The sequence below is a fragment of the Pseudomonas sp. FG47 genome (genome assembly GCF_057809115.1).
Map to the genome: position 1 here is coordinate 567,030 of NZ_JBMDJI010000001.1, position 21,347 is coordinate 588,376.

A 21,347-nucleotide genomic window follows, 5' to 3' on the forward strand; every position below is an offset into this window, starting at 1 on the left:
GGTGAACTGATTCGAGTGTAGACGGGCATCCGGGCCGCGGGGTAGGCGCTGGCAATGACCTTCTGTCACAAAAGAAAAACCCCGGCCTGGGCCGGGGTTGGTCTTACTCGTCGAGGAACGAGCGCAAGTGCTCGCTTCGCGTCGGGTGGCGCAGCTTGCGCAGCGCCTTGGCTTCGATCTGACGGATCCGCTCGCGGGTCACGTCGAACTGCTTGCCGACTTCCTCAAGGGTATGGTCGGTGTTCATGTCGATGCCGAAACGCATGCGCAACACCTTGGCTTCGCGCGCGGTCAGGCCCGAGAGCACGTCGCGGGTCGCTTCCTTGAGGCTTTCGACCGTGGCCACGTCGATCGGCGACTGCATGGTGGAGTCCTCGATGAAGTCGCCCAGGTGGGAGTCTTCATCGTCGCCGATCGGCGTTTCCATGGAGATCGGCTCCTTGGCGATCTTCAATACCTTGCGGATCTTGTCCTCAGGCATTTCCATGCGCTCACCGAGCTCTTCCGGGGTCGGTTCACGGCCCATTTCCTGGAGCATCTGCCGGGAAATACGGTTGAGCTTGTTGATCGTCTCGATCATGTGCACCGGGATACGGATGGTGCGCGCCTGGTCGGCGATCGAGCGGGTGATCGCCTGGCGGATCCACCAGGTGGCGTAGGTCGAGAACTTGTAGCCGCGACGGTATTCGAACTTGTCCACCGCCTTCATCAAGCCGATGTTGCCTTCCTGGATCAGGTCGAGGAACTGCAGGCCACGGTTGGTGTACTTCTTGGCGATGGAGATCACCAGACGCAGGTTCGCCTCGACCATTTCTTTCTTGGCGCGGCGGGCCTTGGCCTCGCCGATGGACATGCGACGGTTGATGTCCTTGATTTCGACGACGGTCAGGCCGGTTTCGGTCTCGAGGTCGATCAGCTTCTGCTGGCAGGCGACGATCGCGGCGTCCTTCTCACCCAGGGCGGCGGCCCATTTGGTGTTGCGCTTGGCCAGGTCACCGGACCAGGTCTGGTCGGTTTCGTTGCTCGGGAACAGGCGCAGGAAGTCGGCGCGCGGCATGCGTGCATCACGCACGCACAACTGCATGATGGCGCGCTCTTGCTGGCGCAGACGGTCCAGGGCGCCACGTACACGCTCGACCAGAGCGTCGAACTGCTTGGGCACCAGCTTGATCGGCATGAACAGGTCAGCCAGCGCCTGCATGGCACCGATGCTGTCCTTGTGGCCACGACCGTGCTTCTTCAGCACTTTGAGGGTATCGACCAGCTGATCCTTGACTGCACCGAAACGCTGCGCGGCCACGACCGGGTCCGGACCGCTCTCGGTCTCTTCCTCGTCATCGCCGTCGGCGTTTTCTTCTTCGTCGTCGTCGCTCTCTTCCTTCGCGGCAGCGGCCTTGGCGCCGGGGATCGGCACTTCTTCGGTCGGTGCGGCGATGTTGTCGTCAGGGTCGATGTAACCGCTGAGGACATCGGACAGGCGGCCACCTTCGGTGGTGACGCGGTCGTATTCGCCGAGGATGTAGTCGACAGTGCCCGGGAAGTGGGCGATGGCGCCCATGACTTCGCGGATGCCTTCCTCGATACGCTTGGCGATTTCGATCTCGCCTTCGCGGGTCAGCAGCTCGACGGTACCCATTTCGCGCATGTACATGCGCACCGGGTCGGTCGTGCGGCCGATATCGGTCTCAACTGCCGCCAACGCTGCGGCGGCCTCTTCGGCTGCGGCTTCGTCAGTGTCGGCTTCCGCCAACAACAGGGCATCCGCATCCGGAGCACTCTCGAATACGTTGATCCCCATGTCGTTGATCATGCGGATGATGTCTTCCACCTGCTCCGGATCTGAAATATCCTCAGGCAGGTGGTCGTTGACCTCCGCGTAAGTCAGGTAGCCCTGCTCACGACCGCGGGTGATCAACTCTTTGATACGAGATTGCTGTTGCGCTTTTCCGGACATAACACCCTATCCACTGAAGGTCTTGGCGGGCAAAAAACAAGCCGAGGATTATACCCGAGCATGGACCTCACGCGCCAGATGAGGTCGGGTTTTGTGCGGGAACATTCCTGCTGAGCAGGGCGAGCAACTGAGATTTTTCCTCTGCGTTCAACTCGCTTTGACGTGCTTTCCTGAGTAGATGTTCCAGGCTGCGCTCGCGTTGGCGGGCGGACAAGCTAGTTATAGTGTCGAAAAACTGTTGTTCAAGGTTGTCGGCATCTATCAACCATTCCTTCTCGGCCAGGGCGCGCAGCAGGCGGCCTTGTTCGGTGCCGTGCCAGCGTGCGATCAGCTGCATAGAGCTTAGCTTAGGATTCTTCTGCGCGGCTTCGATCAGCGCCACCAGCAACTGGCTGTAGAGTTGCTCTTCGTCGGCGAAGTGGCTGGCGTCCTCGACCTTGCCGGCCAGTAGCGGGTGATGCAGCAGGGTGCGCAGCGCCGAGAGGGTCGGCGGTTCCACCGGCGCCGGCACCCGTGGCGGTGCTTCGCCGCGCTGGCCGTCGCGTTGCCAAGGCTTGCCGCCTTTCTTGTCCCAGGGCTTGCCGTCCCACTGTTTTTTGCCGCCGCCCTTGTTCGGTGTCCACGGGCGTTGTTCTTGCTGGTGCGCGCCGTAGTCGGGCTGGTACGCCTGCTCGGCGAAGTCCGGCGTGTAGCTGGCCATGGCGTCGTAGTCATAGCCGGGGTCGTAGTCAGGTACCTGGCTGGGGGCTGGTGCCTGCTGCGCCAATTGTTCCATCTGCTGCGGGTCGAGGCCGGTGATGTCCTTCAGGCGGTTGCGCATCAGCTGGCGCAGGTTGGCGCCTGGCACCTGCTCGATCAGCGGCGCTGCCAGGGTCACCATATGCGCCTTGCCTTCCAGCGAGCGCGGGTCGGCCTCGTTGCTCAACTGCTCGAAGAAATAATCGGCCAAGGGCTGGGCGTGCTGGTTGATGCGGGCCTGGAAGGCGTCGGTGCCTTCGGCGCGAACCAGGCTGTCCGGGTCTTCGCCCTCGGGCAGGAACAGGAAGCGCGCGCGGCGCCCGTCCTGCAGGCTCGACAGGGTCGATTCCAGGGCGCGCCAGGCGGCCTTGCGCCCAGCCTGGTCGCCGTCGAAGCAGAACAATACGCTGGGCACCACGCGGAACAGGCGCTTGAGGTGCTCTTCGCTGGTGGCCGTGCCGAGGGTGGCCACGGCGTTGCGCAGGCCTTGCTGGGCCAGGGCGATGACGTCCATGTAGCCTTCGACCACGATGACTTCGTCGAGGTTGCGGTTGTGCTTGCGTGCCTCGTACAGGCCATACAGCTCCTGGCCCTTGTGGAACACCGGGGTTTCCGGGGAGTTCAGGTACTTGGGCTTGTCGTCGCCCAGGACCCGGCCGCCAAAGGCGATCACCCGGCCGCGGCTGTCGCGGATGGGGAACATCACCCGGTCGCGAAAGCGGTCATAGCGCTTGCCGCTCTCGGCGTTCTCGATCAAGAGGCCTGCGTCGATCATCACCTTTTGTTGCAGGCTGTCGGCGCCCAGGTGCTTGAGCAGGTTGTCCCAGCCCGGCGGGGCAAAGCCCAGGCCGAAGTCGCGGGCGATCTCGCCGGACAGGCCGCGCCCCTTCAGGTAGTCCACCGCCGCCTTGCGGGTGGGGTGGCCGCGCAGGGCCTGGCGATAGAATTCGCTGGCCGCCTCCAGCAGCGGGTACAGCGGCGAGTCGGTGGGTTGGCGCGGCTTCTGCCCGCGGCGGCCTTCTTCGCGGGGCACTTCCATGCCCGCTGCGCGGGCCAGCTCCTCGACCGCCTGGGGGAAGTCCAGATTGTCGTGGTCCATGATGAAGCCAAGCGCGTTGCCGCCGGCGCCGCAGCCAAAGCAGTAGTAGAACTGCTTGTCGGGGCTGACGGTGAAGGAGGGTGACTTCTCCTTGTGGAACGGGCAGCAGGCAGACAGGTTCTTGCCGGTCTTTTTCAGCTGGACGCGCGAGCTCACCACATCGACGATGTCGGTGCGGTTGAGAAGGTCATCGATGAAGCTTTGGGGAATCAGCCCGGCCATGGCAGTCTCGTCATCTGGCAACTGGCAAGTCTAAACGCTTGTGCGCGGGTTTTGGCGTGAGGGTGCGGCGGAGAAGAGGTGTTGTGCTCGTCACCAGCCCGCAAGGGGCTCGTCAGAAAGGACGTGCACGCCTGGTCAAAGACCAGTTCTGACGTGTTGCGGCAGGTTGCCCATGGCTTTTGCCGGGGCACCCAAGGCGCATGGCCAAGGGCTTGAAACGGCCGCTGCCATCAGCCCGGCACGAGGCCGGGCGGGGCAGAAGCTTTGCGTAGAACGGCTGTATTAGTACAGACGAACGGCGCGGCGCTGTTCGCGCTGAACCTTCTTGGCGTGACGCTTTACAGCGGCAGCGGCTTTGCGCTTACGCTCGGCGGTCGGCTTCTCGTAAAACTCGCGGCTACGAACTTCAGCCAGTACACCGGCTTTTTCGCAGGAGCGCTTGAAACGACGCAGAGCTACGTCGAAGGGTTCGTTCTCTTTAACTTTGACGGCTGGCATCCAGGGCTACCTTAATTCATTACCGGGGTAGACGTGCTCCTGGCAAAACATAAGGTGTGCTGGAGAACGTCGGTTTTCAAGGGTTGCGGATGTTAACCCTTAGCTGGCCGGAATGCAAAGCCTCTGATCGAAAACCGCTGGTCGGCACAAGGTACGGGGACTATCATGCGCGCCTTCGAATTCAGCCTCGACAAGGCACGGACCCATGCTAGTACTGGGATTGGAAACATCCTGCGACGAAACTGGCGTCGCATTATACGACAGTGAACGCGGCCTGCTGGCCGACGCGCTGTTCAGCCAGATCGACCTGCACCGCGTCTATGGCGGCGTGGTACCTGAGCTCGCCTCGCGCGATCACGTCAAGCGCATGCTGCCGCTGATCCGCCAGGTGTTGCAGGAGGCCGACTGCGTCGCCACCGAGATCGACGCCATCGCCTACACCGCGGGTCCCGGCCTGGTCGGCGCGCTGCTGGTGGGAGCCTCCTGCGCCCAGGCGCTGGCGTTTGCCTGGGATATCCCGGCGATCGGCGTACACCATATGGAAGGCCACTTGCTGGCGCCGATGCTCGAGGAGCAACCGCCGGAATTTCCGTTCGTCGCTTTGTTGGTGTCCGGCGGCCATACCCAGCTGGTACGAGTCGATGGCATCGGCCAATACGAACTGCTGGGCGAGAGCCTCGACGACGCCGCGGGCGAAGCCTTCGACAAGACCGCCAAGCTGATTGGCCTGAATTATCCGGGCGGCCCCGAGATCGCCCGCCTGGCCGAGCAGGGGACGCCGGGGCGCTTTGTGTTCCCGCGGCCGATGTGCGACCGGCCTGGCCTGCAGTTCAGTTTCAGCGGCCTCAAGACCTTCGCCCTGAACACCTGGCAGCAGTGCCGCGACGCCGGGGACGACAACGAGCAAACCCGTTGCGACGTGTCGCTGGCGTTCCAGCAGGCGGTGGTGGAGACTCTGACCATCAAGTGCAAGCGCGCCCTCAAGCAGACCGGCCTCAAGCGCCTGGTCATCGCCGGTGGCGTGAGCGCCAACAAGGCCCTGCGCCTGTCGCTGGAACAGATGCTGGCGAGCATCAAGGGCAACGTCTATTACGCTCGGCCACGTTTTTGCACCGACAACGGCGCGATGATCGCCTACGCCGGTTGCCAGCGCCTGTTGGCGGGGCAGCAGCAGGACCTGGCGATCAGCGTGCAGGCGCGCTGGCCGATGGAGCAGTTGCCGGCCGTCTGAAACCTGGCCGGCTCGGCGGGCGCCATCAGAAATGGCGCTCGCGCCCGGCGAACAGGTCGCGCAGATTGTTGCGGTGGCGCCAGACGATCAGCAGGGTCAGTACGGTCATCGGCAGCAGCGCCTCGGGTTCGCGCCAAGCCAGCAATGGCAAGGTCAGCGGCGTGGCGATCAGTGCCGCCAGCGAGCTGGTGCGGGTGAGGTAGAAGGTCAGCAGCCAGGCGCCGATGGCCAGCAGCGCGGCGGGGAAGTACAGGGCCATGAGCATGCCCGCGGCGGTTGCCACGCCCTTGCCGCCCTGGAAGCGGAAGTAGATCGGGAACAGGTGCCCGAGCACCGCGCAGACGCCGACCCAGGCCTGTTCTTGCTGGTCGAGACCGGCCAGGCGGGCCAGCAGCACGGGCAACATGCCCTTGCACAGGTCGCCGAGCAGCGTCAGGATCGCCAGTTTGCGGCCCGCCAGGCGTAGCATGTTGGTCGCGCCGGCATTGCCGGAACCGCTGGAACGTGGGTCGGGGCTACCACTGAGGCGGCTCAGGACGATGGCGAAGGACAGAGAGCCGAGCAGGTAGGCAAACAGCGCCAGTGACCAAAACATGCTAACTATTCCGGGCGAGGACGCCCTGATTCTAACGGCGCCCGTCGCCCTTGTCGTGCTGTGGAGAGAAGTGCTTGGACAGAGTGTTCATCGAAGGCCTGGAAGTCGATACCGTCATCGGTGCCTATGACTGGGAGCGGGATATTCGCCAATGCCTGCGCCTGGACCTGAGTTTCGCCTGGGACAACCGCCCGGCCGCCGCCGGTGACGACCTGTCGCTGGCGCTGGACTACGCCAGCGTTTCGGCACGGGTACAGGCGTTCGCCGAGCAGGCGCGCTTCGAGCTGGTCGAGACCTTCGCCGAGCGCCTGGTGGCGGTGTTGATGGCGGAATTCAACATTCCCTGGGTGCGCCTGAAGCTCACCAAGCCGGGCGCGGTACCGGCGGCCCGTGGTGGTGTTGGCGTGGAGATCGAGCGCGGATGTCTCTGAGCACGGTTTACCTTGGGCTGGGCAGCAATATCGACCGCCACCAGCATCTGTGTGCTGGCCTCGATGCCTTGGCGGCGATTCTCTCGGACATGCGCTGCTCGCCGGCCTTCGAGAGCCAGGCGGTGGGCATCAAGAGCGGGCCGTTCATCAATTTCGTGGTGACCGGCAAGACCGACCTGCCGCTGATGGAGCTGGACCGTCGGCTCAAGTTCATCGAGGCCGACAACGGCCGCTATGCGCCAGACCGCAAGGGGCTGCCGTTGGATATCGATGTGCTGATGTACGACGACCTGCACGGCGCCTTCGATGGGTTGGTGCTGCCCAGGGCAGAGATCCTGAAGAATGCTTTCGTGCTGTGGCCGTTGTCGTTGCTCGCGCCGGCGCTGGTTCACCCGGGGGTGGAGAAAAGCATGGCGCGGTTGTGGCAGGAGGCGCAGATCGACCAGGTGCTGGCACCGGTCGCCTTCGAGTGGCGGGGGTTGCAGCTGACTCCGGCGTAAGCCTGTGCCGGCCCTTTCGCGGGCAAGCCCGCTCCTACAGGGTATCGTCATCGTTGACGGTGAAGGGTTACCTGTAGGAGCGAGCTTGCTCGCGAAGAGGCCGGTAGCGTCAGCCGAGCTTGTAAGCCTGGAGCGCTTTCAGCCGCTCGCCCTTGAGCGCCTCCCCCAAGCCTTGCCCGCTTAGCCCGGCCTCCACCAGCGGCTTCACCTCCACCGCCCGCACCGCTGCCGCAGCCCCGCGCAAATAGTCGGCCTGTGGATAACCGGCATCGCCCTGTGCCATTGCACACGCAGCAATGAAATCCTCGAACCGCTGCGGTCGCCGATATACGTCGAACTTCTGCAACATTTCCAGCAAACTCGCAGGGGGCAACTGCAAGGCGTCGTCAGCATGCCCGGCAAACTCCCCCACCAGAACGGCCAGTTCCTGGCATTCACGGGGGGCCTTGAAGCGCTGGTTGAGTGCCTTGATCGCCGCCGGCTCCAGCCCGCGCAGCAGGCATGCCCAGCGTACCGCCAGCGGCTGCTGGTGCTGCGCGGCCTGATGCAGCGCCGCGAGTGTATCCTTGCCGTTTTCCAGCTCCGGCATCAGTTCCTTCAGGGCACCCGAATCACGCAACACCTGGACGAACACTTGCGGCTCGCTCTCCATCAGCGCCCGCTCGATCTCCTTCCAGCTGCGCTCAGCCGTCAGCGCCTGCAATTCGCCGGATTCGGCGATCTGGCGCATCAGTGCCAGGGTTTGCTCAGCGACATGGAAACCCAGCGGCGCATAGCGCGCCGCAAAGCGCGCAACGCGCAGCACGCGCAGGGGATCTTCGGCGAACGCCGGGGAAACATGGCGCAGGATACGCTGTTCAAGATCGACCTGGCCGCCGTAGGGATCGTAAACCGTACCCTGTTCATCCTCGGCCATGGCATTGATGGTCAGGTCGCGGCGAATCAGATCTTCCTCGAGAGTGACCTCGGGGCTGGCGTGGAAGGTGAAGCCGCCGTAACCGCGCCCGCTCTTGCGCTCGGTGCGGGCCAGGGCGTACTCCTCGCCGCTTTTCGGGTGGATGAACACCGGGAAGTCGGCGCCAACCGGGCGAAAGCCCTGGGCTTGCATCTGTTCGACCGTGGCGCCGACCACCAGCCAATCGATATCGCTGACCGGGCGACCGAGCAAGCGGTCGCGCACGGCGCCGCCAACCTTGTAGATATGCATGTGAAACCTCCATTACTGGCCACAGGATACCCTGTCGCCGGTAATGGAGGTGGCTGGCTAGAGGTGATGCACCACGGCCAGGTCCATGCGCCCGTAGTCGCCGGCCTCGCCATGCTCGCCGCGAGGCGGCATGTGGTGGGTCTTCATCAGTTGGTCACCCTGCACGGTCTCCAGGTGAATGTCGAAACCCCACAGGCGGTGCAGGTGCTTGAGCACCTCCTCGGTGGAGTCGCCCAGGGGTTTGCGGTTGTGTTGCTGGTGGCGCAGGGTCAGCGAACGGTCACCGCGGCGGTCGATGCTCCAGATCTGCACGTTGGGTTCGCGGTTGCCGAGGTTGTACTGCGCGGCCAACTGCTCACGGATGGTGCGGTAGCCGTCTTCGTCATGGATCGCCGGCACCAGCAGGTCGTCACGCTGGTCGTCGTCGAGGATGCTGAATAGCTTGAGGTCGCGCATGACCTTGGGCGACAGGTACTGCAAGATGAAGCTCTCGTCCTTGAAGCTGCTCATGGCGAACTTGATGGTCGACAGCCAGTCGCTGCCGGCGATGTCGGGGAACCAGCGGCGATCCTCCTCGGTGGGGTGCTCGCACATGCGCCGGATGTCGGTGTACATGGCGAAGCCCAGGGCGTAGGGATTGATGCCGCTGTAGTAAGGGCTGTCGAAGCCTGGCTGGAACACCACGCTGGTATGCGATTGCAGGAACTCCATCATGAAGCCTTCGGTGATCAGGCCTTCGTCGTACAAGTCGTTCATCAGGGTGTAGTGCCAGAACGTTGCCCAGCCTTCGTTCATCACCTGGGTCTGGCGCTGTGGATAGAAATACTGGGCGATCTTGCGCACGATGCGCACCACCTCGCGCTGCCAGGGTTCCAGCAGTGGTGCGTGCTTTTCGATGAAGTAGAGGATGTTCTCCTGGGGTTCGGCTGGGAACCGCGCATCGTCTCGCTCGCCGGCCTTTTCCGAGCCTTTGGGGATGGTCCGCCATAGGTCGTTGATCTGCTTTTGCAGGTGTTCCTCACGCTCCTTCTGGCGACGCCGCTCTTCCTCGGCGGATATCGGGTAGGGGCGCTTGTAGCGGTCCACGCCGTAGTTCATCAGGGCGTGGCAGGAGTCGATCAGGTCCTCGACGGCATCGATGCCGTGGCGCTCCTCGCACTGGGCGATGTACTGCTTGGCGAATACCAGGTAGTCGATGATCGAACTGGCGTCGGTCCAGGTGCGGAACAGGTAGTTGCCCTTGAAGAAGCTGTTGTGGCCGTAGCAGGCGTGGGCAATCACCAGCGCCTGCATGCACATGGTGTTTTCTTCCATCAGGTAGGCGATGCACGGATCGGAGTTGATCACGATCTCGTAGGCCAGGCCCATCTGGCCACGGCTGTAGGATTTCTCGGTGCTGAGGAACTGCTTGCCATAGGACCAGTGGTGATAGCCCAGCGGCATGCCCACCGAGGCGTAGGCATCCATCATCTGTTCGGCGGTGATCACTTCGATCTGGTTGGGGTAGGTGTCCAGGGCGTAGCGCGCGGCCAGGCGGCTGATCTCGCGGTCGTAGGTCTGGATCAGCTCGAAGGTCCACTCGGAGCCCGTGGAAATGGGTTGGCGTCGCTGTTCTCTGGCGGTCATGTGGCTAACCTGCGCTGGAAGAGTTCACGGAAGACCGGGTAGATATCGCCGGCCGATACCAACTGTTGCTGGGCGAAGGTGTCGGGGTAGGCTTCGCCGATACGTTCGTACTCGTACCAGAGCGCCTGGTGTTCGCGCGGGGTGATCTCGACATAAGTGTAGTACTGCACATGCGGCATGATCTGGTTGGCCAGGATGTCGCGGCAGATCGGCGAGTCGTCGTTCCAGTTATCGCCGTCCGAGGCCTGGGCGGCATAGATGTTCCAGTCGCTGGCCGGATAGCGCTCGGCCATTACCTCCTGCATCAGCTTGAGGGCGCTGGAGACGATGGTGCCGCCGGTTTCGCGGGAGTAGAAGAACTCTTCCTCGTCGACTTCGCGAGCGCTGGTGTGGTGGCGGATGAATACCACCTCGATGCGGTCGTAGTTTCGCTTGAGGAACAGGTACAGCAGGATGAAGAAGCGCTTGGCGATGTCCTTGGTAGCCTGGGTCATGGAGCCGGAAACGTCCATCAGGCAGAACATCACGGCCTTGGAACTGGGGTTGGGCTGCTTGACCAGCAGGTTGTACTTCAGGTCGAAGGTGTCTAGGAACGGCAGGCGGTTGATGCGCGCCTTGAGGCGTTCGATCTCGGCCTCGGTGTCCTGGATGTCGGTGAAGTTGTCCGGTTCCTCGACCTTGAGCCGGTCCAGCTCCTTTTGCGCCTCGCGCAACAGGGCGCGGCTGCTGCCGGTCAGGGCGATGCGTCGGGCATGGGCCGAGCGCAGGGTGCGGACGATGTTGATGCGCGAGGGGTTACCTTCGTTGGCGATGCCGGCGCGCACGGTCTTGAAGGTGTCGGCGCCAGTCAGGTGGCGCTTGACCAGGTTGGGTAGCTCCAGGTCCTCGAACATGAATTCGAGGAATTCTTCCTGGGTGATCTGGAACACGAAGTCGTCCATGCCCTCGCCGGAATTGCCGGCCTTGCCACGGCCACCACCACCGCCGCCACCTTGCGGGCGGGCGATGTGTTCGCCGGCGGTGAACTCCTTGTTGCCGGGGTGGACGATGGTCTGCTTGCCGCCACGCCCGTGGTGCAGCACCGGTTCGTCGATGTCACGCCCGGGAATGCTGATCTGCTCGCCATGCTCCATGTCCATGATGGAGCGGCGGCTCACGGCCTCTTCGACGGCCTTCTTGATGTGCTCGCGGTATCGCCGCAGGAAACGCTGGCGGTTGACCGTGCTCTTGTTCTTGCCGTTCAGGCGTCGGTCGATGACGTAGCTCATGGGCCCTCCGGTAGCTGGGTACAGCTGCAAGCTTCAAGCTACGAGCTGCAAGCCAAAGCAGTCGCCGCCACCACGGGCGAGCGGTGCGCCGAAGCGCACCGCGCAGCAACCGTGGCAGGCCGCTCTTACTGCGATTTCCTGACCCGCAGATACCATTCCGACAACAGGCGCACCTGCTTGTCGGTGTAGCCACGCTCCACCATCCGGGTGACGAAGTCGTTGTGTTTCTGTTGATCCTCCTTGCTGGCCTTGGCGTTGAAGCTGATGACCGGCAGCAGGTCCTCGGTGTTGGAGAACATTTTCTTCTCGATCACCACCCGCAGTTTCTCGTAGCTGAGCCAGCTGGGGTTCTTGCCGTTGTTGTTGGCTCGGGCGCGCAGCACGAAGTTGACGATCTCGTTGCGGAAGTCCTTCGGGTTGCTGATGCCGGCCGGCTTCTCGATCTTCTCCAGCTCTTCGTTGAGGGCGATGCGGTTGAGGATCTCGCCGGTTTCTGGGTCGCGGTATTCCTGGTCCTGGATCCAGAAGTCGGCATACAGCACATAGCGGTCGAAGATGTTCTGGCCGTATTCGCTGTAGGACTCCAGGTAGGCGGTCTGGATCTCCTTGCCGATGAACTCGATGTAGCGCGGCGCCAGGTATTCCTTGAGATAGCGCAGGTAGCGCTCGCGTACTTCGGCAGGGAACTGCTCCTGCTCGATCTGCTGCTCCAACACGTACAGCAGATGCACCGGGTTGGCGGCAATCTCATGCGGATCGAAGTTGAATACCTTGGACAGGATCTTGAAGGCGAAGCGGGTCGACAGGCCGTTCATGCCCTCGTCGACGCCTGCCGAGTCGCGGTACTCCTGGATCGACTTGGCCTTGGGGTCGGTGTCCTTGAGGTTCTCGCCGTCGTAGACGCGCATCTTCGAGTAGATGTTGGAGTTCTCCGGCTCCTTGAGGCGTGAAAGCACGGTGAACTGGGCGAGCATCTTCAGGGTGTCGGGGGCGCAATGAGCCTTGGCTAGCGAGCTGTTGATCAGCAGCTTGTCGTAGATCTTGATCTCGTCGCTGACACGCAGGCAGTACGGCACCTTGACGATGTAGATACGGTCGATGAACGCTTCGTTGTTCTTGTTGTTGCGGAAGGTGTGCCATTCCGATTCGTTGGAGTGGGCCAGCAGGATACCGGTATAGGGGATCGCCCCCAGGCCTTCGGTACTGTTGTAGTTGCCTTCCTGGGTAGCGGTAAGCAGCGGGTGCAGCACCTTGATCGGTGCCTTGAACATCTCGACGAATTCCATCAGGCCCTGGTTGGCCCGGCACAACGCGCCCGAGTAGCTGTAGGCATCGGCGTCGTTCTGCGGAAACTCCTCGAGCTTGCGGATATCCACCTTGCCGACCAGGGCGGAGATGTCCTGGTTGTTCTCGTCACCCGGTTCGGTCTTGGCAATGGCGATCTGGTTGAGAATCGACGGGTAGAGCTTGACCACCCGGAACTTGCTGATGTCGCCGCCGAACTCCTGCAGGCGTTTGGTGGCCCAGGGCGACATGATGGTATTGAGATAGCGGCGCGAAATGCCGAACTCTTCCTCGAGGATCGCACCGTCCTCGGTGGCGTTGAACAGCCCGAGTGGCGACTCGAAGACCGGCGAGCCCTTGATGGCGTAGAACGGCACCTTTTCCATCAGTTGCTTGAGCTTTTCGGCCAGTGACGACTTACCGCCGCCTACCGGGCCCAGCAAGTAGAGGATCTGCTTCTTCTCTTCCAGGCCTTGGGCGGCATGGCGGAAGTACGAGACGATCTGGTCGATGCACTCTTCCATCCCGTGGAAGTCGGCAAAGGCCGGATAGCGGCGGATCACCTTGTTGGAGAAGATCCGCGACAGCCGGGAGTTGGTGGAGGTGTCGATCAGCTCTGGTTCGCCGATGGCCAGCAACAGCCGCTCGGCCGCCGAGGCGTAGGCGCTGCGATCCTCTTTGCACAGCTCGAGGTACTCCTGCAGCGAAAGTTCTTCCTGGCGGGTGGACTCGAAACGTTGTTGGAAGTGGCTAAAAATGCTCATGACGTCACCTCGCTCGATACGTGGAGACGACGCCGGATCAGTCAGCTGATGCTGGCATGCAACCGGGCTCGCCGATTGCTGTATACCCCCCAGAACACCCTGTAACGCTACCGATGACCCGCACGCCGGTGTACCGGCTCTCCCCTTTTTTGGATGGCCTGGGCTTAAGGATAGTTGGTTATACGAGAGGTCAAGGGCGCGGAGCAGAGAAGACGCCTACGACCGTTCGTCAGGTCGGGCGCAAGCCCGCACGGAGCGCGGGCTGCAGGAAAAATGAAAAAAATTATTCAGCGCTGCCCTGGGCGGTTTCCGCCGGGTAGGTGCTGCGCCACAGCTCGAAGCCACCATCGATGCTGTAGACGTTGGAGAAGCCCTGGCCCACCAGGTAGGCGGCGGCGCTCTGGCTGGAATTGCCGTGGTAGCAGACTACCAGTGTAGGCGCGTCGAGGTCGGCGCTGCGGATGAAGTCGGCTACCGAGTGATTATCCAGATGAGTGGCGCCGGCGATATGGCCGGCGGCAAACGCCTGTGGGTCGCGGATATCGACCACGATCGCACCTTCGGCACGCAGGGCGAGGGCTTGTTCTGGGGAGATACGCTTGAATTCGCTCATGGGTGCGGGTCCTTCATGGCTGATCGTTGAGTGATACCGGCGGGCGAGGGGTGCCTTCGCGGGTGCAGTCGCAGCGATGCAACTCGCCGCTGTCGACATTGTACAGGGTCATCGCGCCCCCCCAGACACAGCCGGTATCCAGGGCTATCACGCCAGGGGCGTCGACCCGGCCTTCGAGGGCAGCCCAGTGACCGAAGATGATTTTCACATGACGCGAGCGGCGGTCCGGGTGAGCGAACCAGGGTTTATAGCCTTTGGGCGCGCTGTCGGCGCCTTCCTTGCTCTTGAGGTCGAGCTTGCCGGTGGCAGTGCAGAAGCGCATGCGGGTGAAGTAGTTGGTGATCACCCGCAGGCGTTCGATGCCGCTGAGGTTCTTGCTCCACTTGTTCGGCTCGTTGCCGTACATGCCGTCCAGGTAAAGCTTCAGGCGGGTGTCGTCGCGCAGCACTTGCTCGACCTCGGCCGCCAGCTCCAGGGCGCGGCCCAAGGTCCATTGCGGCGGGATGCCGGCGTGGACCATGGCGATGCCGCGGGCCTCGTCGTAATGCAGCAGCTTCTGCTGGCGCAACCAGTCGAACAACTGGTCGGCGTCAGGTGCCTCGATGATTTCGCGCAGGGTATCGCTTTTTTTCAGGCGCTCGACGTTGTGCCAGGCGGCCAGCAGGTGCAGGTCATGGTTGCCCAGCACGCAGACCAGCGCATGGCGGATCGAGTAGAGATAACGCAAGGTCTCGAGGGACTCGGGGCCGCGGTTGACCAGGTCGCCCACCAGCCACAGGCGGTCGACGGCCGGGTCGAAGCGCACGCGTTCGAGCAGGCACTTGAGTGGTTGCAGACAGCCTTGCAGGTCGCCGACGGCATAGGTGGCCATCAGTGCAGCGCCCCGGGCACGGCCAGGCGGAACGGCGCGATCGGCGCATCGAAGCGTTTGCCGTCTTCGGCGAACATCTGGTAGCTGCCCTGCATGGTGCCGACGCGGGTGCTGATCACTGCGCCGCTGCTGTAGGTATGGCTCTGGCCGGGCTCGATCGATGGCTGCTGGCCGATGACTCCGGCGCCGCGCACTTCCTCGACTTCACCGTCACCGTTGGTGATCAGCCAATGACGGGACATCAGCTTGGCCTTCAGCGTGCCGTTGTTGTGCACGGTAATGGTGTAGGCGAAGGCGAAACGGCTGCTTTCGGGGTCGGATTGGTCTTTGAGGTAGCGGGTCACGACGCTGACGTCGATTTGATAGCGGGGGTCGGACATGCAAGGGCCTTGGGCGAACTGACGCAATAACGCAGTCTAGGCCATTGCTGGGGGGGAGGCTAGCGGTGTGGGAGTGGCTGGGGCCGTTCGCCGGCAAGCCGGCTCCTACGATGGGCATATCGCCTGCAGGAGCCGGCTTTTCGGCGAGCCGGGGATCAGGCCTGCTGTTCGGCCAGCTTGTCGGCCAGGCGCACGAAGGCGGCCAGGTCCAGCTGCTCGGGGCGCAGGCTGCCGTCCACGCCGGCGGCTTCGATGGCCTGGCTGTCGAGCAGGCCCTTGAGGGTGTTGCGCAAGGTCTTGCGGCGCTGGTTGAAGGCCTCGCGCACTACGTGCTCGAGCAGCTTCGGGTTTTTCGCCGGATGCGGCAGCACCTCGTGGGGTACCAGGCGTACGATCGCCGAGTCGACTTTCGGCGGCGGGTTGAACGCGCCGGGGCCGACGTTGAACAGGTGTTCCACGCGGCAGTGGTACTGCACCATGATCGACAGCCTGCCCCAGTCACCACCCCCAGGGCCGGCGGCCATGCGCTCGACCACCTCTTTTTGCAGCATGAAGTGCATGTCGCGGATCAGCCCGGCGTGATCGAGCAGGTGGAAGATCAGCGGGGTGGAGATGTTGTACGGCAGGTTGCCGACGACTTTCAGGCTGCGCGGCGGTACGCCCAACTGGTTGAAGTCGAACTTCAGCGCGTCGCCCTGGTGCAGGCGGAAGTTGTCGCGCCCGGCGAACTTGTGCTGCAGGATCGGTACCAGGTCCTTGTCCAGTTCGACCACGTCCAGTTGCGCGCCGCTGCCCAGCAGGCCCTCGGTCAGGGCGCCCTGGCCAGGGCCGATTTCCAGCAGATGTTCGCCGGCCTTGGCGTTGATCGCGCGCAAAATGCGGTCGATGATTCCGGCGTCGTGCAGGAAGTTCTGGCCGAAGCGCTTGCGCGCCCGGTGTTGGTAGTGCTCGGTCATGGTCGGTTCTCGGCCATCTGGTAGGCGGTTTCCAGGGCGACGCGCAGGCTGCCGGTGTCGACCTTGCCGCTGCCGGCCAGGTCCAGGGCGGTGCCATGGTCGACCGAAGTACGGATGATCGGCAGGCCCAGCGTCACGTTGACCGCGGCACCGAAGCCCTTGTACTTGAGCACGGGCAGGCCTTGGTCGTGGTACATCGCCAGCACCGCGTCGCAGTGCTCCAGATATTTGGGGGTAAACAGGGTATCGGCCGGCAGCGGACCACGCAGGTCCATGCCTTCGGCGCGCAGGCGCGCCAGGGTGGGCTCGATGATGTCGATTTCTTCGCGGCCCAGGTGGCCGCCTTCTCCGGCGTGCGGGTTGAGGCCGCAGACCAGGATGCGGGGGTTGTCGATGCCGAACTTGGCGCGCATGTCCGCATGCAGGATGCGGGTGACGCGCTCGAGGCGTTCGGGGGTGATGGCATCGGCGATATCGCGCAGCGGCAGATGAGTGGTCACCAGTGCCACGCGCAGGCCTCGGGTCGCCAGCATCATGACCACTTGCGTGGTCTGTGTCAGGTCGGCGAGGAATTCAGTGTGGCCGGAGAAGGCGATACCGCTTTCGTTGATCACGCCCTTGTGCACGGGGGCGGTGATCATGCCGGCGAAGTCACCGGCGAGGCAGCCTTGGCCTGCGCGGGTGAGCGTCTCCAGCACGAACGCGGCGTTGGCCTTGTCCAGTTGGCCGGCTAGCACCGGCGCGGCCAGGGGCGTGTCCCACACGTACAGGCTGCCGGCGGCGGCGGGCTGGTCGGGGAAGTGGCCTGGGACGACCGGTAGCAGGGTGACGGCCAGCCCCAGCTGGGTGGCCCGCTCGGCGAGCAGGTCACGGCTGGTGATGGCAATCAGGGGATGGGGCTGGGCCTCGGCGGCGAGCAGCAAGCACAGGTCGGGGCCTATGCCGGCCGGCTCGCCGGGCGTGACGGCGAAGCGCAGTGGCTTCACTGGGCGGCCTGGTCGGCGCCAGGCAGCTTGATCTCGACGTAGGCTTCGTCACGGATCTGGCGCAGCCAGGTCTGCAGCTCTTCGTCGTACTTGCGGTTGCGCAGCACGTTCATCGCCTGCTGTTCGCGGGCCTTGTCGGTGCTGTCGGTGGCGCGGCGGCCGAGGACTTCCAGCACGTGCCAGCCGTACTGGGTGCGGAACGGACGGGTCACTTCGCCTTGCTGGGCGTTGGCCATCTGCTCGCGGAACTCCGGCACCAGGCTGTTCGGGTCGACCCAGTTGAGGTCGCCGCCGTTGAGCGCCGAACCTGGGTCTTCCGAGAAGCTCTTCGCCAGTTCGCCGAAGTTCTCCCCGCTCTTGATCCGGTCGTACAGGCGCTCGGCCAGTTGCTCGGTGGCGGCGTCGCTGCGGATTTCGCTTGGCTTGATCAGGATGTGGCGTACGTGCACTTCGTCACGCAGCACGCTCTGGCTACCACCGCGCTTCTCCTCGAGCTTGAGGATGATGAAGCCGTTGGGGATGCGGATCGGCTGGGTGATGTCGCCCACTGCCATGTTGCTGAGCATCTTGGCGAAGTCAGGTGGCAGTTGGCCGGCTTGGCGCCAGCCCATTTCGCCGCCTTCCAGGGCGTTCTCGCTGCGCGAGCGGGCGATGGCCATCTGGCCGAAGTCGGCACCTTGCTTGAGCTGCTGGTAGACATCGCCGACCTGGCGCGCGGCAGCCTGGATGGCTTCGGAGTTGGCGCCTTCCGGGGTGGGGATGAGGATGTTGGCGAGGCGGTACTCTTCCGACATCTGCATCTTGCCCATGTCCGAGTTGAGGTAGTTCTTCACTTCCTGCTCGGAAACCTGGATACGTTCGGCGACGCGGCGCTGGCGCACGCGGCTGATGATCATCTCGCGCTTGATCTGGTCGCGGGCGTCGTCGTAAGACAGGCCATCGTGGGCGAGGGCGGCGCGGAACTGCTCCGGCGACATGCCATTGCGCTGGGCAATGGTGCCGACGGCCTGGTTCAGCTCCTCGTCGGTGATGCGGATGCCCGAGCGCTCGCCGATCTGCAGTTGCAGGTTCTCGACGATCAGGCGCTCCAGCACCTGCTGCTCCAGCGCGCCGGCCGGCGGCACGCCACCGCCGCGCTTGGCGATGGTCTGCTGCACTTCGCGCACGCGCTGCTCCAGCTGGCTTTGCATCACCACGTCGTTGTCGACGATGGCCACCACGCGGTCAAGGGGTTGTGGGGCGGCATGCGCCGCGCCACTCAGCAGTACAGCGCCCAGCATCAGCGGGCGCAGACGATCAATAAGCTTGGTCTTCACGTGTACGGTAACCTTGAATGCCTTTGTCCAGGAATGTCTCGACCTTGTTGCCCATCACGCCGCCGAGGCCCTTGAGGACGATCTGCAGGAAGACGCCGTGGTCGCCCTTCTCGTTCTGTGGGGTGGCTTGGCTGAAGTCGTCGTAGTCCATCCAGTAGCGGTTGATCAGGCGCAGCTTCCAGCAGCAGTTGTCGTACTCGAAACCGCCCATCGCCTCGAGGGTGCGGTTGCGGTTGTAGTCATGCTGCCAGCGGGCGATGACGCTCCATTGCGGCACGATCGGCCAGATGACCGAGAAGTCGTGCTGCTGGATCTTGTAGTAGTCCTTGATGTAGTTGGCATCACCTGGTTTTCCGTAGTCGCCACCCTGGTCTTTCCAGGTGCCCGTCTGCGTGTCGTAGACGATGGTGTCGTTACGGTAGCGATAACCGAGGTTGACGATCTTGTTCGGATTGTCTTCAGGCTGGTAGTGGAACATGGCGCTGCCAGAGCGTGTGCTGTGGCTGTCCGGGTCCCAGTTGAAGTCCGAGTTGAAGCGCCAGTCACGGTTGAAGGCATACTCATACTCCAGCGCATACGGCGAGACATCCGCCAGGCTCTGCTTGCGGGTACGGTAGTCGATGCCTGGCAACTGAACCTTGCGGTCCTTGAAGTAGTAGGCTTGGCCGATGCTGAAGCGCTGGCGCTGGAAGCCGTTGTCTTCGATCCAGCGGTTGGTCACGCCCAGCGACAGCTTGTTCTCGTCGCCGATCCGGTCGACACCGCTGAAGCGGTTGTCGCGGAACAGCGAAGCATAGCTGAAGGTGTTCTCGCTGGTATCGAACAGCGGGATGTCTTTCTGATCCTTGTACGGAACATAGAGATAGAACAGGCGCGGTTCCAGGGTCTGGCGGTAATTCGTGCCGAACAACTGGGTGTTGCGGTCGAAATACAGGCCGCTGTCGACGCTGAAGATCGGGATGTCGCGGTTCAGCGAGCTGTTGTAGCTGCCATAACCAGGTTGGCTCGATTGCGCCAGTGCCTGGGCTTTGCCTTGGCTGTCGAGGTCCAGATCGTACTGGGTATAGACGTACTTGAGCTTCGGCGTGATGTAGCCGTAGCTGGCTTGCATCGGCAGGCTGATGGCCGGCGCCGCGTTCAGACGGGTGCCGTTGGCGCGGGCGATGCCGCTGACGTTTTCATCGAGACGACGACCGGGAAGCCCAGCGGTGACATCCGGGAAGCCATTCTTGTCCCTGACGAAGTCATTCTTCAAATCACGATCGAAGCGCACAGCCTCGGTTTCGTAAGTCAGGTCGGTACCGCCCGGATGGAACGGCAGCATCCCGTTGAAGGTGATCTGCGGCAGCTTGTCATACGGGGTGATCTGCGAAATCGTCGCCATTTCATAGGCATGCAGATTCAGCCGCGCGGTGTAGCTGTCGCCGCGGTAGGTCAGCGCACCTTGCTGGTTGATGAAGTCGCGGCTCTCGACACCGATCTGGTCCGACTCCAGGTCCTGGAAGTAGAACGGATCGCTGATGTCGGTGTAGTCCACCTCGGTCATCAGGCGCTCGTCCAGGCCACCCTTGTGCTGCCAGTTGACCATCCAGCGTTCTTTCTTGTAGTCCGTCTGCAGCTTGCGGTCGTCGTCCTGGTCGCTCAGGTAGCCACCGCCGAACTGGCCTTCGCTGGACTTGGTCAGGTAGCGGAACTCGCCTTCCATGAGCATGCCGCGTTTGGCCATGTAGCGCGGGTACAAGGTGGCGTCGTAGTTCGGCGCCAGGTTGAAGTAGTACGGCGTGACCAGCATGAAGCCGGTGTCGCTGCTGGTGCTGAACGATGGCGGCAGGAAGCCGGACTGGCGACGGTCGTCGATCGGGAAGTAGATATACGGTGTGTAGAACACCGGGAAATCCTTGACCCGCAGGGTGACGTTGGTCGCGGTACCGAAGCCGGTGGCCGGGTTCAGGGTGATGTTGTTGCCCTTGAGCTGCCACGCGTTGCTGCCCGGCTCACAGGTGGTATAGGTACCGTCCTTGAGGCGGATGATGGCGTTCTCGGCGCGCTTGGCGTACAGCGCGTTGCCGCGGATGTGCGACTTGTGCATCACGTATTCGGCGTTGTCGACCCGGGCTTCGCCGGTGTCGAGCTGGATCTGCGCTTCGTCGCCGACCACCAGGGTGCCGTTGTCGCGGATCTTGACGTTGCCCTTGAGCTCGCCGCGGTTCTCGGCCTGGTACAGGTTGGCCTCGTCGGACTCGACCTGCATGCTGCCCTGGCGCATGACCACGTCGCCGGCCAGGGTGGCGATCTGCTGCTCCTGCTGGTACTTGGAGACCTTGGCGTTGATGTAGGTCGGCGACTCGTCCTTGGGCGTGGAGTCGTTCATGCCCGGGCGGGTCGGCTCGATGTAGGCGCCACCGCAGTACGGGCCGGTTTCGGCCAGCTGCGCGGCAGTGAGCTTCTCGCGCGGGACCCAGTCGAGGTGGCTGTAGTCCTCGCTGCGCGACTTCAGGCCACGGCCCTTGGCCTCGGTGACCAGCATCGGCTTGTCGGCTTCGACCGCGACGGCTTCACCCGAGGCATCGGTGCCCGAGCTGGCAGCGGCAGCGCCCGGATGTACCGGGCGCGGAGGCAGGTTGGCTGCGGTCTTGGGCTTGCAGTCCCAACCACCGGAGGCGGACACTTGGCAGTCGAACTGCTCGGCCGCGACCACGTACGAGGTGGCCAGAGGTTGCAGGGCTAGCAGACCGCCAGTCACCAGCAACGGAAACTTTCTACGAAACGCGGGGGATTTCAATGCCATCTTATTAGTCCGGGCTTCCT

Annotated in this window: 18 protein-coding genes; 3 read left to right on the forward strand and 15 right to left on the reverse strand. The window is 63.2% G+C overall.

Features of this window, described 5'->3' with window-relative positions:
- Positions 1 to 103 precede the first annotated feature (103 nt).
- The 3 genes from rpoD to rpsU all read right to left on the reverse strand — a co-directional run bounded on the left by rpoD (position 104) and on the right by rpsU (position 4,511).
- Positions 104 to 1,954, reverse strand: a complete 1,851-nt coding sequence (rpoD, locus tag ACODS5_RS02615) for an RNA polymerase sigma factor RpoD (protein WP_134689818.1) — start codon at positions 1,952 to 1,954, stop codon at positions 104 to 106.
- 67 nt (positions 1,955 to 2,021) lie between these two features.
- Positions 2,022 to 4,013, reverse strand: a complete 1,992-nt coding sequence (dnaG, locus tag ACODS5_RS02620; protein ID WP_489107835.1) for a DNA primase — start codon at positions 4,011 to 4,013, stop codon at positions 2,022 to 2,024.
- A gap of 282 nt (positions 4,014 to 4,295) precedes the next feature.
- Positions 4,296 to 4,511: a 30S ribosomal protein S21 gene (gene rpsU, locus ACODS5_RS02625; RefSeq protein ID WP_003255575.1), complete on the reverse strand. Its 216-nt coding sequence runs from the start codon at positions 4,509 to 4,511 to the stop codon at positions 4,296 to 4,298.
- Positions 4,512 to 4,716: 205 nt separating this feature from the next.
- On the opposite strand from rpsU, the gene tsaD reads away from it, so the two are divergent.
- Positions 4,717 to 5,742 (forward strand): tRNA (adenosine(37)-N6)-threonylcarbamoyltransferase complex transferase subunit TsaD, encoded by a 1,026-nt coding sequence (gene tsaD, locus ACODS5_RS02630; protein WP_134689816.1) that lies wholly within the window; start codon positions 4,717 to 4,719, stop codon positions 5,740 to 5,742.
- Between the two features lie 25 nt (positions 5,743 to 5,767).
- Here the strand turns inward: tsaD and plsY are convergent, their stop codons facing one another.
- Entirely contained in the window at positions 5,768 to 6,337 is a 570-nt protein-coding gene (plsY, locus tag ACODS5_RS02635; RefSeq protein WP_134689815.1) for a glycerol-3-phosphate 1-O-acyltransferase PlsY, read from the reverse strand.
- A 74-nt stretch (positions 6,338 to 6,411) separates the two neighbouring features.
- Between plsY and folB the strand changes: the two genes are divergently transcribed.
- Positions 6,412 to 6,768: a dihydroneopterin aldolase gene (gene folB / locus ACODS5_RS02640; protein ID WP_110994292.1), complete on the forward strand. Its 357-nt coding sequence runs from the start codon at positions 6,412 to 6,414 to the stop codon at positions 6,766 to 6,768.
- Positions 6,759 to 7,268: a 2-amino-4-hydroxy-6-hydroxymethyldihydropteridine diphosphokinase gene (folK, locus tag ACODS5_RS02645; protein WP_134689814.1), complete on the forward strand. Its 510-nt coding sequence runs from the start codon at positions 6,759 to 6,761 to the stop codon at positions 7,266 to 7,268. The genes folB and folK overlap by 10 nt, the downstream gene beginning before the upstream one ends.
- A 109-nt stretch (positions 7,269 to 7,377) precedes the next feature.
- Here the strand turns inward: folK and ACODS5_RS02650 are convergent, their stop codons facing one another.
- The 11 genes from ACODS5_RS02650 to ACODS5_RS02700 form a co-directional block, all read right to left on the reverse strand.
- Positions 7,378 to 8,475, reverse strand: a complete 1,098-nt coding sequence (locus tag ACODS5_RS02650; protein WP_134689813.1) for a tRNA nucleotidyltransferase/poly(A) polymerase-related protein — start codon at positions 8,473 to 8,475, stop codon at positions 7,378 to 7,380.
- A 57-nt stretch (positions 8,476 to 8,532) separates the two neighbouring features.
- A complete protein-coding gene (locus ACODS5_RS02655; RefSeq protein WP_134689812.1) occupies positions 8,533 to 10,101 on the reverse strand; it encodes a SpoVR family protein in 1,569 nt (522 codons plus the stop codon).
- Complete coding sequence (locus ACODS5_RS02660) at positions 10,098 to 11,369, reverse strand: YeaH/YhbH family protein (RefSeq protein ID WP_134689811.1); 1,272 nt, start codon at positions 11,367 to 11,369, stop codon at positions 10,098 to 10,100. The genes ACODS5_RS02655 and ACODS5_RS02660 overlap by 4 nt, the downstream gene beginning before the upstream one ends.
- A gap of 125 nt (positions 11,370 to 11,494) precedes the next feature.
- Entirely contained in the window at positions 11,495 to 13,417 is a 1,923-nt protein-coding gene (locus ACODS5_RS02665) for a PrkA family serine protein kinase (protein WP_134689810.1), read from the reverse strand.
- Positions 13,418 to 13,700: 283 nt separating this feature from the next.
- Positions 13,701 to 14,030: a thiosulfate sulfurtransferase GlpE gene (glpE, locus tag ACODS5_RS02670; protein ID WP_134689809.1), complete on the reverse strand. Its 330-nt coding sequence runs from the start codon at positions 14,028 to 14,030 to the stop codon at positions 13,701 to 13,703.
- Positions 14,031 to 14,043: 13 nt separating this feature from the next.
- Positions 14,044 to 14,901, reverse strand: a complete 858-nt coding sequence (locus ACODS5_RS02675; RefSeq protein ID WP_489107836.1) for a symmetrical bis(5'-nucleosyl)-tetraphosphatase — start codon at positions 14,899 to 14,901, stop codon at positions 14,044 to 14,046.
- A complete protein-coding gene (gene apaG, locus ACODS5_RS02680; protein WP_134689807.1) occupies positions 14,901 to 15,281 on the reverse strand; it encodes a Co2+/Mg2+ efflux protein ApaG in 381 nt (126 codons plus the stop codon). The genes ACODS5_RS02675 and apaG overlap by 1 nt, the downstream gene beginning before the upstream one ends.
- Positions 15,282 to 15,436: 155 nt before the next feature.
- Positions 15,437 to 16,237: a 16S rRNA (adenine(1518)-N(6)/adenine(1519)-N(6))-dimethyltransferase RsmA gene (gene rsmA, locus ACODS5_RS02685; RefSeq protein ID WP_134689806.1), complete on the reverse strand. Its 801-nt coding sequence runs from the start codon at positions 16,235 to 16,237 to the stop codon at positions 15,437 to 15,439.
- Complete coding sequence (gene pdxA / locus ACODS5_RS02690; RefSeq protein WP_134689805.1) at positions 16,234 to 17,223, reverse strand: 4-hydroxythreonine-4-phosphate dehydrogenase PdxA; 990 nt, start codon at positions 17,221 to 17,223, stop codon at positions 16,234 to 16,236. Before pdxA ends, rsmA begins: the two co-directional genes overlap by 4 nt.
- On the reverse strand, positions 17,220 to 18,539 hold the full coding sequence (gene surA / locus ACODS5_RS02695) for a peptidylprolyl isomerase SurA (RefSeq protein ID WP_134689804.1): 1,320 nt from the start codon (positions 18,537 to 18,539) through the stop codon (positions 17,220 to 17,222). The genes pdxA and surA overlap by 4 nt, the downstream gene beginning before the upstream one ends.
- Positions 18,520 to 21,327, reverse strand: coding sequence for an LPS-assembly protein LptD (locus tag ACODS5_RS02700; RefSeq protein ID WP_134689803.1), 2,808 nt, complete (start codon positions 21,325 to 21,327; stop codon positions 18,520 to 18,522). The genes surA and ACODS5_RS02700 overlap by 20 nt, the downstream gene beginning before the upstream one ends.
- Positions 21,328 to 21,347 lie beyond the last annotated feature (20 nt).

Bases quoted from the DNA above. Each gene is read 5' to 3' on its own strand.
- rpoD (WP_134689818.1), bottom strand. From the start codon at position 1,954: ATGTCCGGAAAAGCGCAACAGCAATCTCGTATCAAAGAGTTGATCACC.
- dnaG (WP_489107835.1), bottom strand. From the start codon at position 4,013: ATGGCCGGGCTGATTCCCCAAAGCTTCATCGATGACCTTCTCAACCGC.
- rpsU (WP_003255575.1), bottom strand. From the start codon at position 4,511: ATGCCAGCCGTCAAAGTTAAAGAGAACGAACCCTTCGACGTAGCTCTG.
- tsaD (WP_134689816.1), top strand. From the start codon at position 4,717: ATGCTAGTACTGGGATTGGAAACATCCTGCGACGAAACTGGCGTCGCA.
- plsY (WP_134689815.1), bottom strand. From the start codon at position 6,337: ATGTTTTGGTCACTGGCGCTGTTTGCCTACCTGCTCGGCTCTCTGTCC.
- folK (WP_134689814.1), top strand. From the start codon at position 6,759: ATGTCTCTGAGCACGGTTTACCTTGGGCTGGGCAGCAATATCGACCGC.
- ACODS5_RS02650 (WP_134689813.1), bottom strand. From the start codon at position 8,475: ATGCATATCTACAAGGTTGGCGGCGCCGTGCGCGACCGCTTGCTCGGT.
- ACODS5_RS02655 (WP_134689812.1), bottom strand. From the start codon at position 10,101: ATGACCGCCAGAGAACAGCGACGCCAACCCATTTCCACGGGCTCCGAG.
- ACODS5_RS02660 (WP_134689811.1), bottom strand. From the start codon at position 11,369: ATGAGCTACGTCATCGACCGACGCCTGAACGGCAAGAACAAGAGCACG.
- ACODS5_RS02665 (WP_134689810.1), bottom strand. From the start codon at position 13,417: ATGAGCATTTTTAGCCACTTCCAACAACGTTTCGAGTCCACCCGCCAG.
- glpE (WP_134689809.1), bottom strand. From the start codon at position 14,030: ATGAGCGAATTCAAGCGTATCTCCCCAGAACAAGCCCTCGCCCTGCGT.
- ACODS5_RS02675 (WP_489107836.1), bottom strand. From the start codon at position 14,901: ATGGCCACCTATGCCGTCGGCGACCTGCAAGGCTGTCTGCAACCACTC.
- apaG (WP_134689807.1), bottom strand. From the start codon at position 15,281: ATGTCCGACCCCCGCTATCAAATCGACGTCAGCGTCGTGACCCGCTAC.
- rsmA (WP_134689806.1), bottom strand. From the start codon at position 16,237: ATGACCGAGCACTACCAACACCGGGCGCGCAAGCGCTTCGGCCAGAAC.
- ACODS5_RS02700 (WP_134689803.1), bottom strand. From the start codon at position 21,327: ATGGCATTGAAATCCCCCGCGTTTCGTAGAAAGTTTCCGTTGCTGGTG.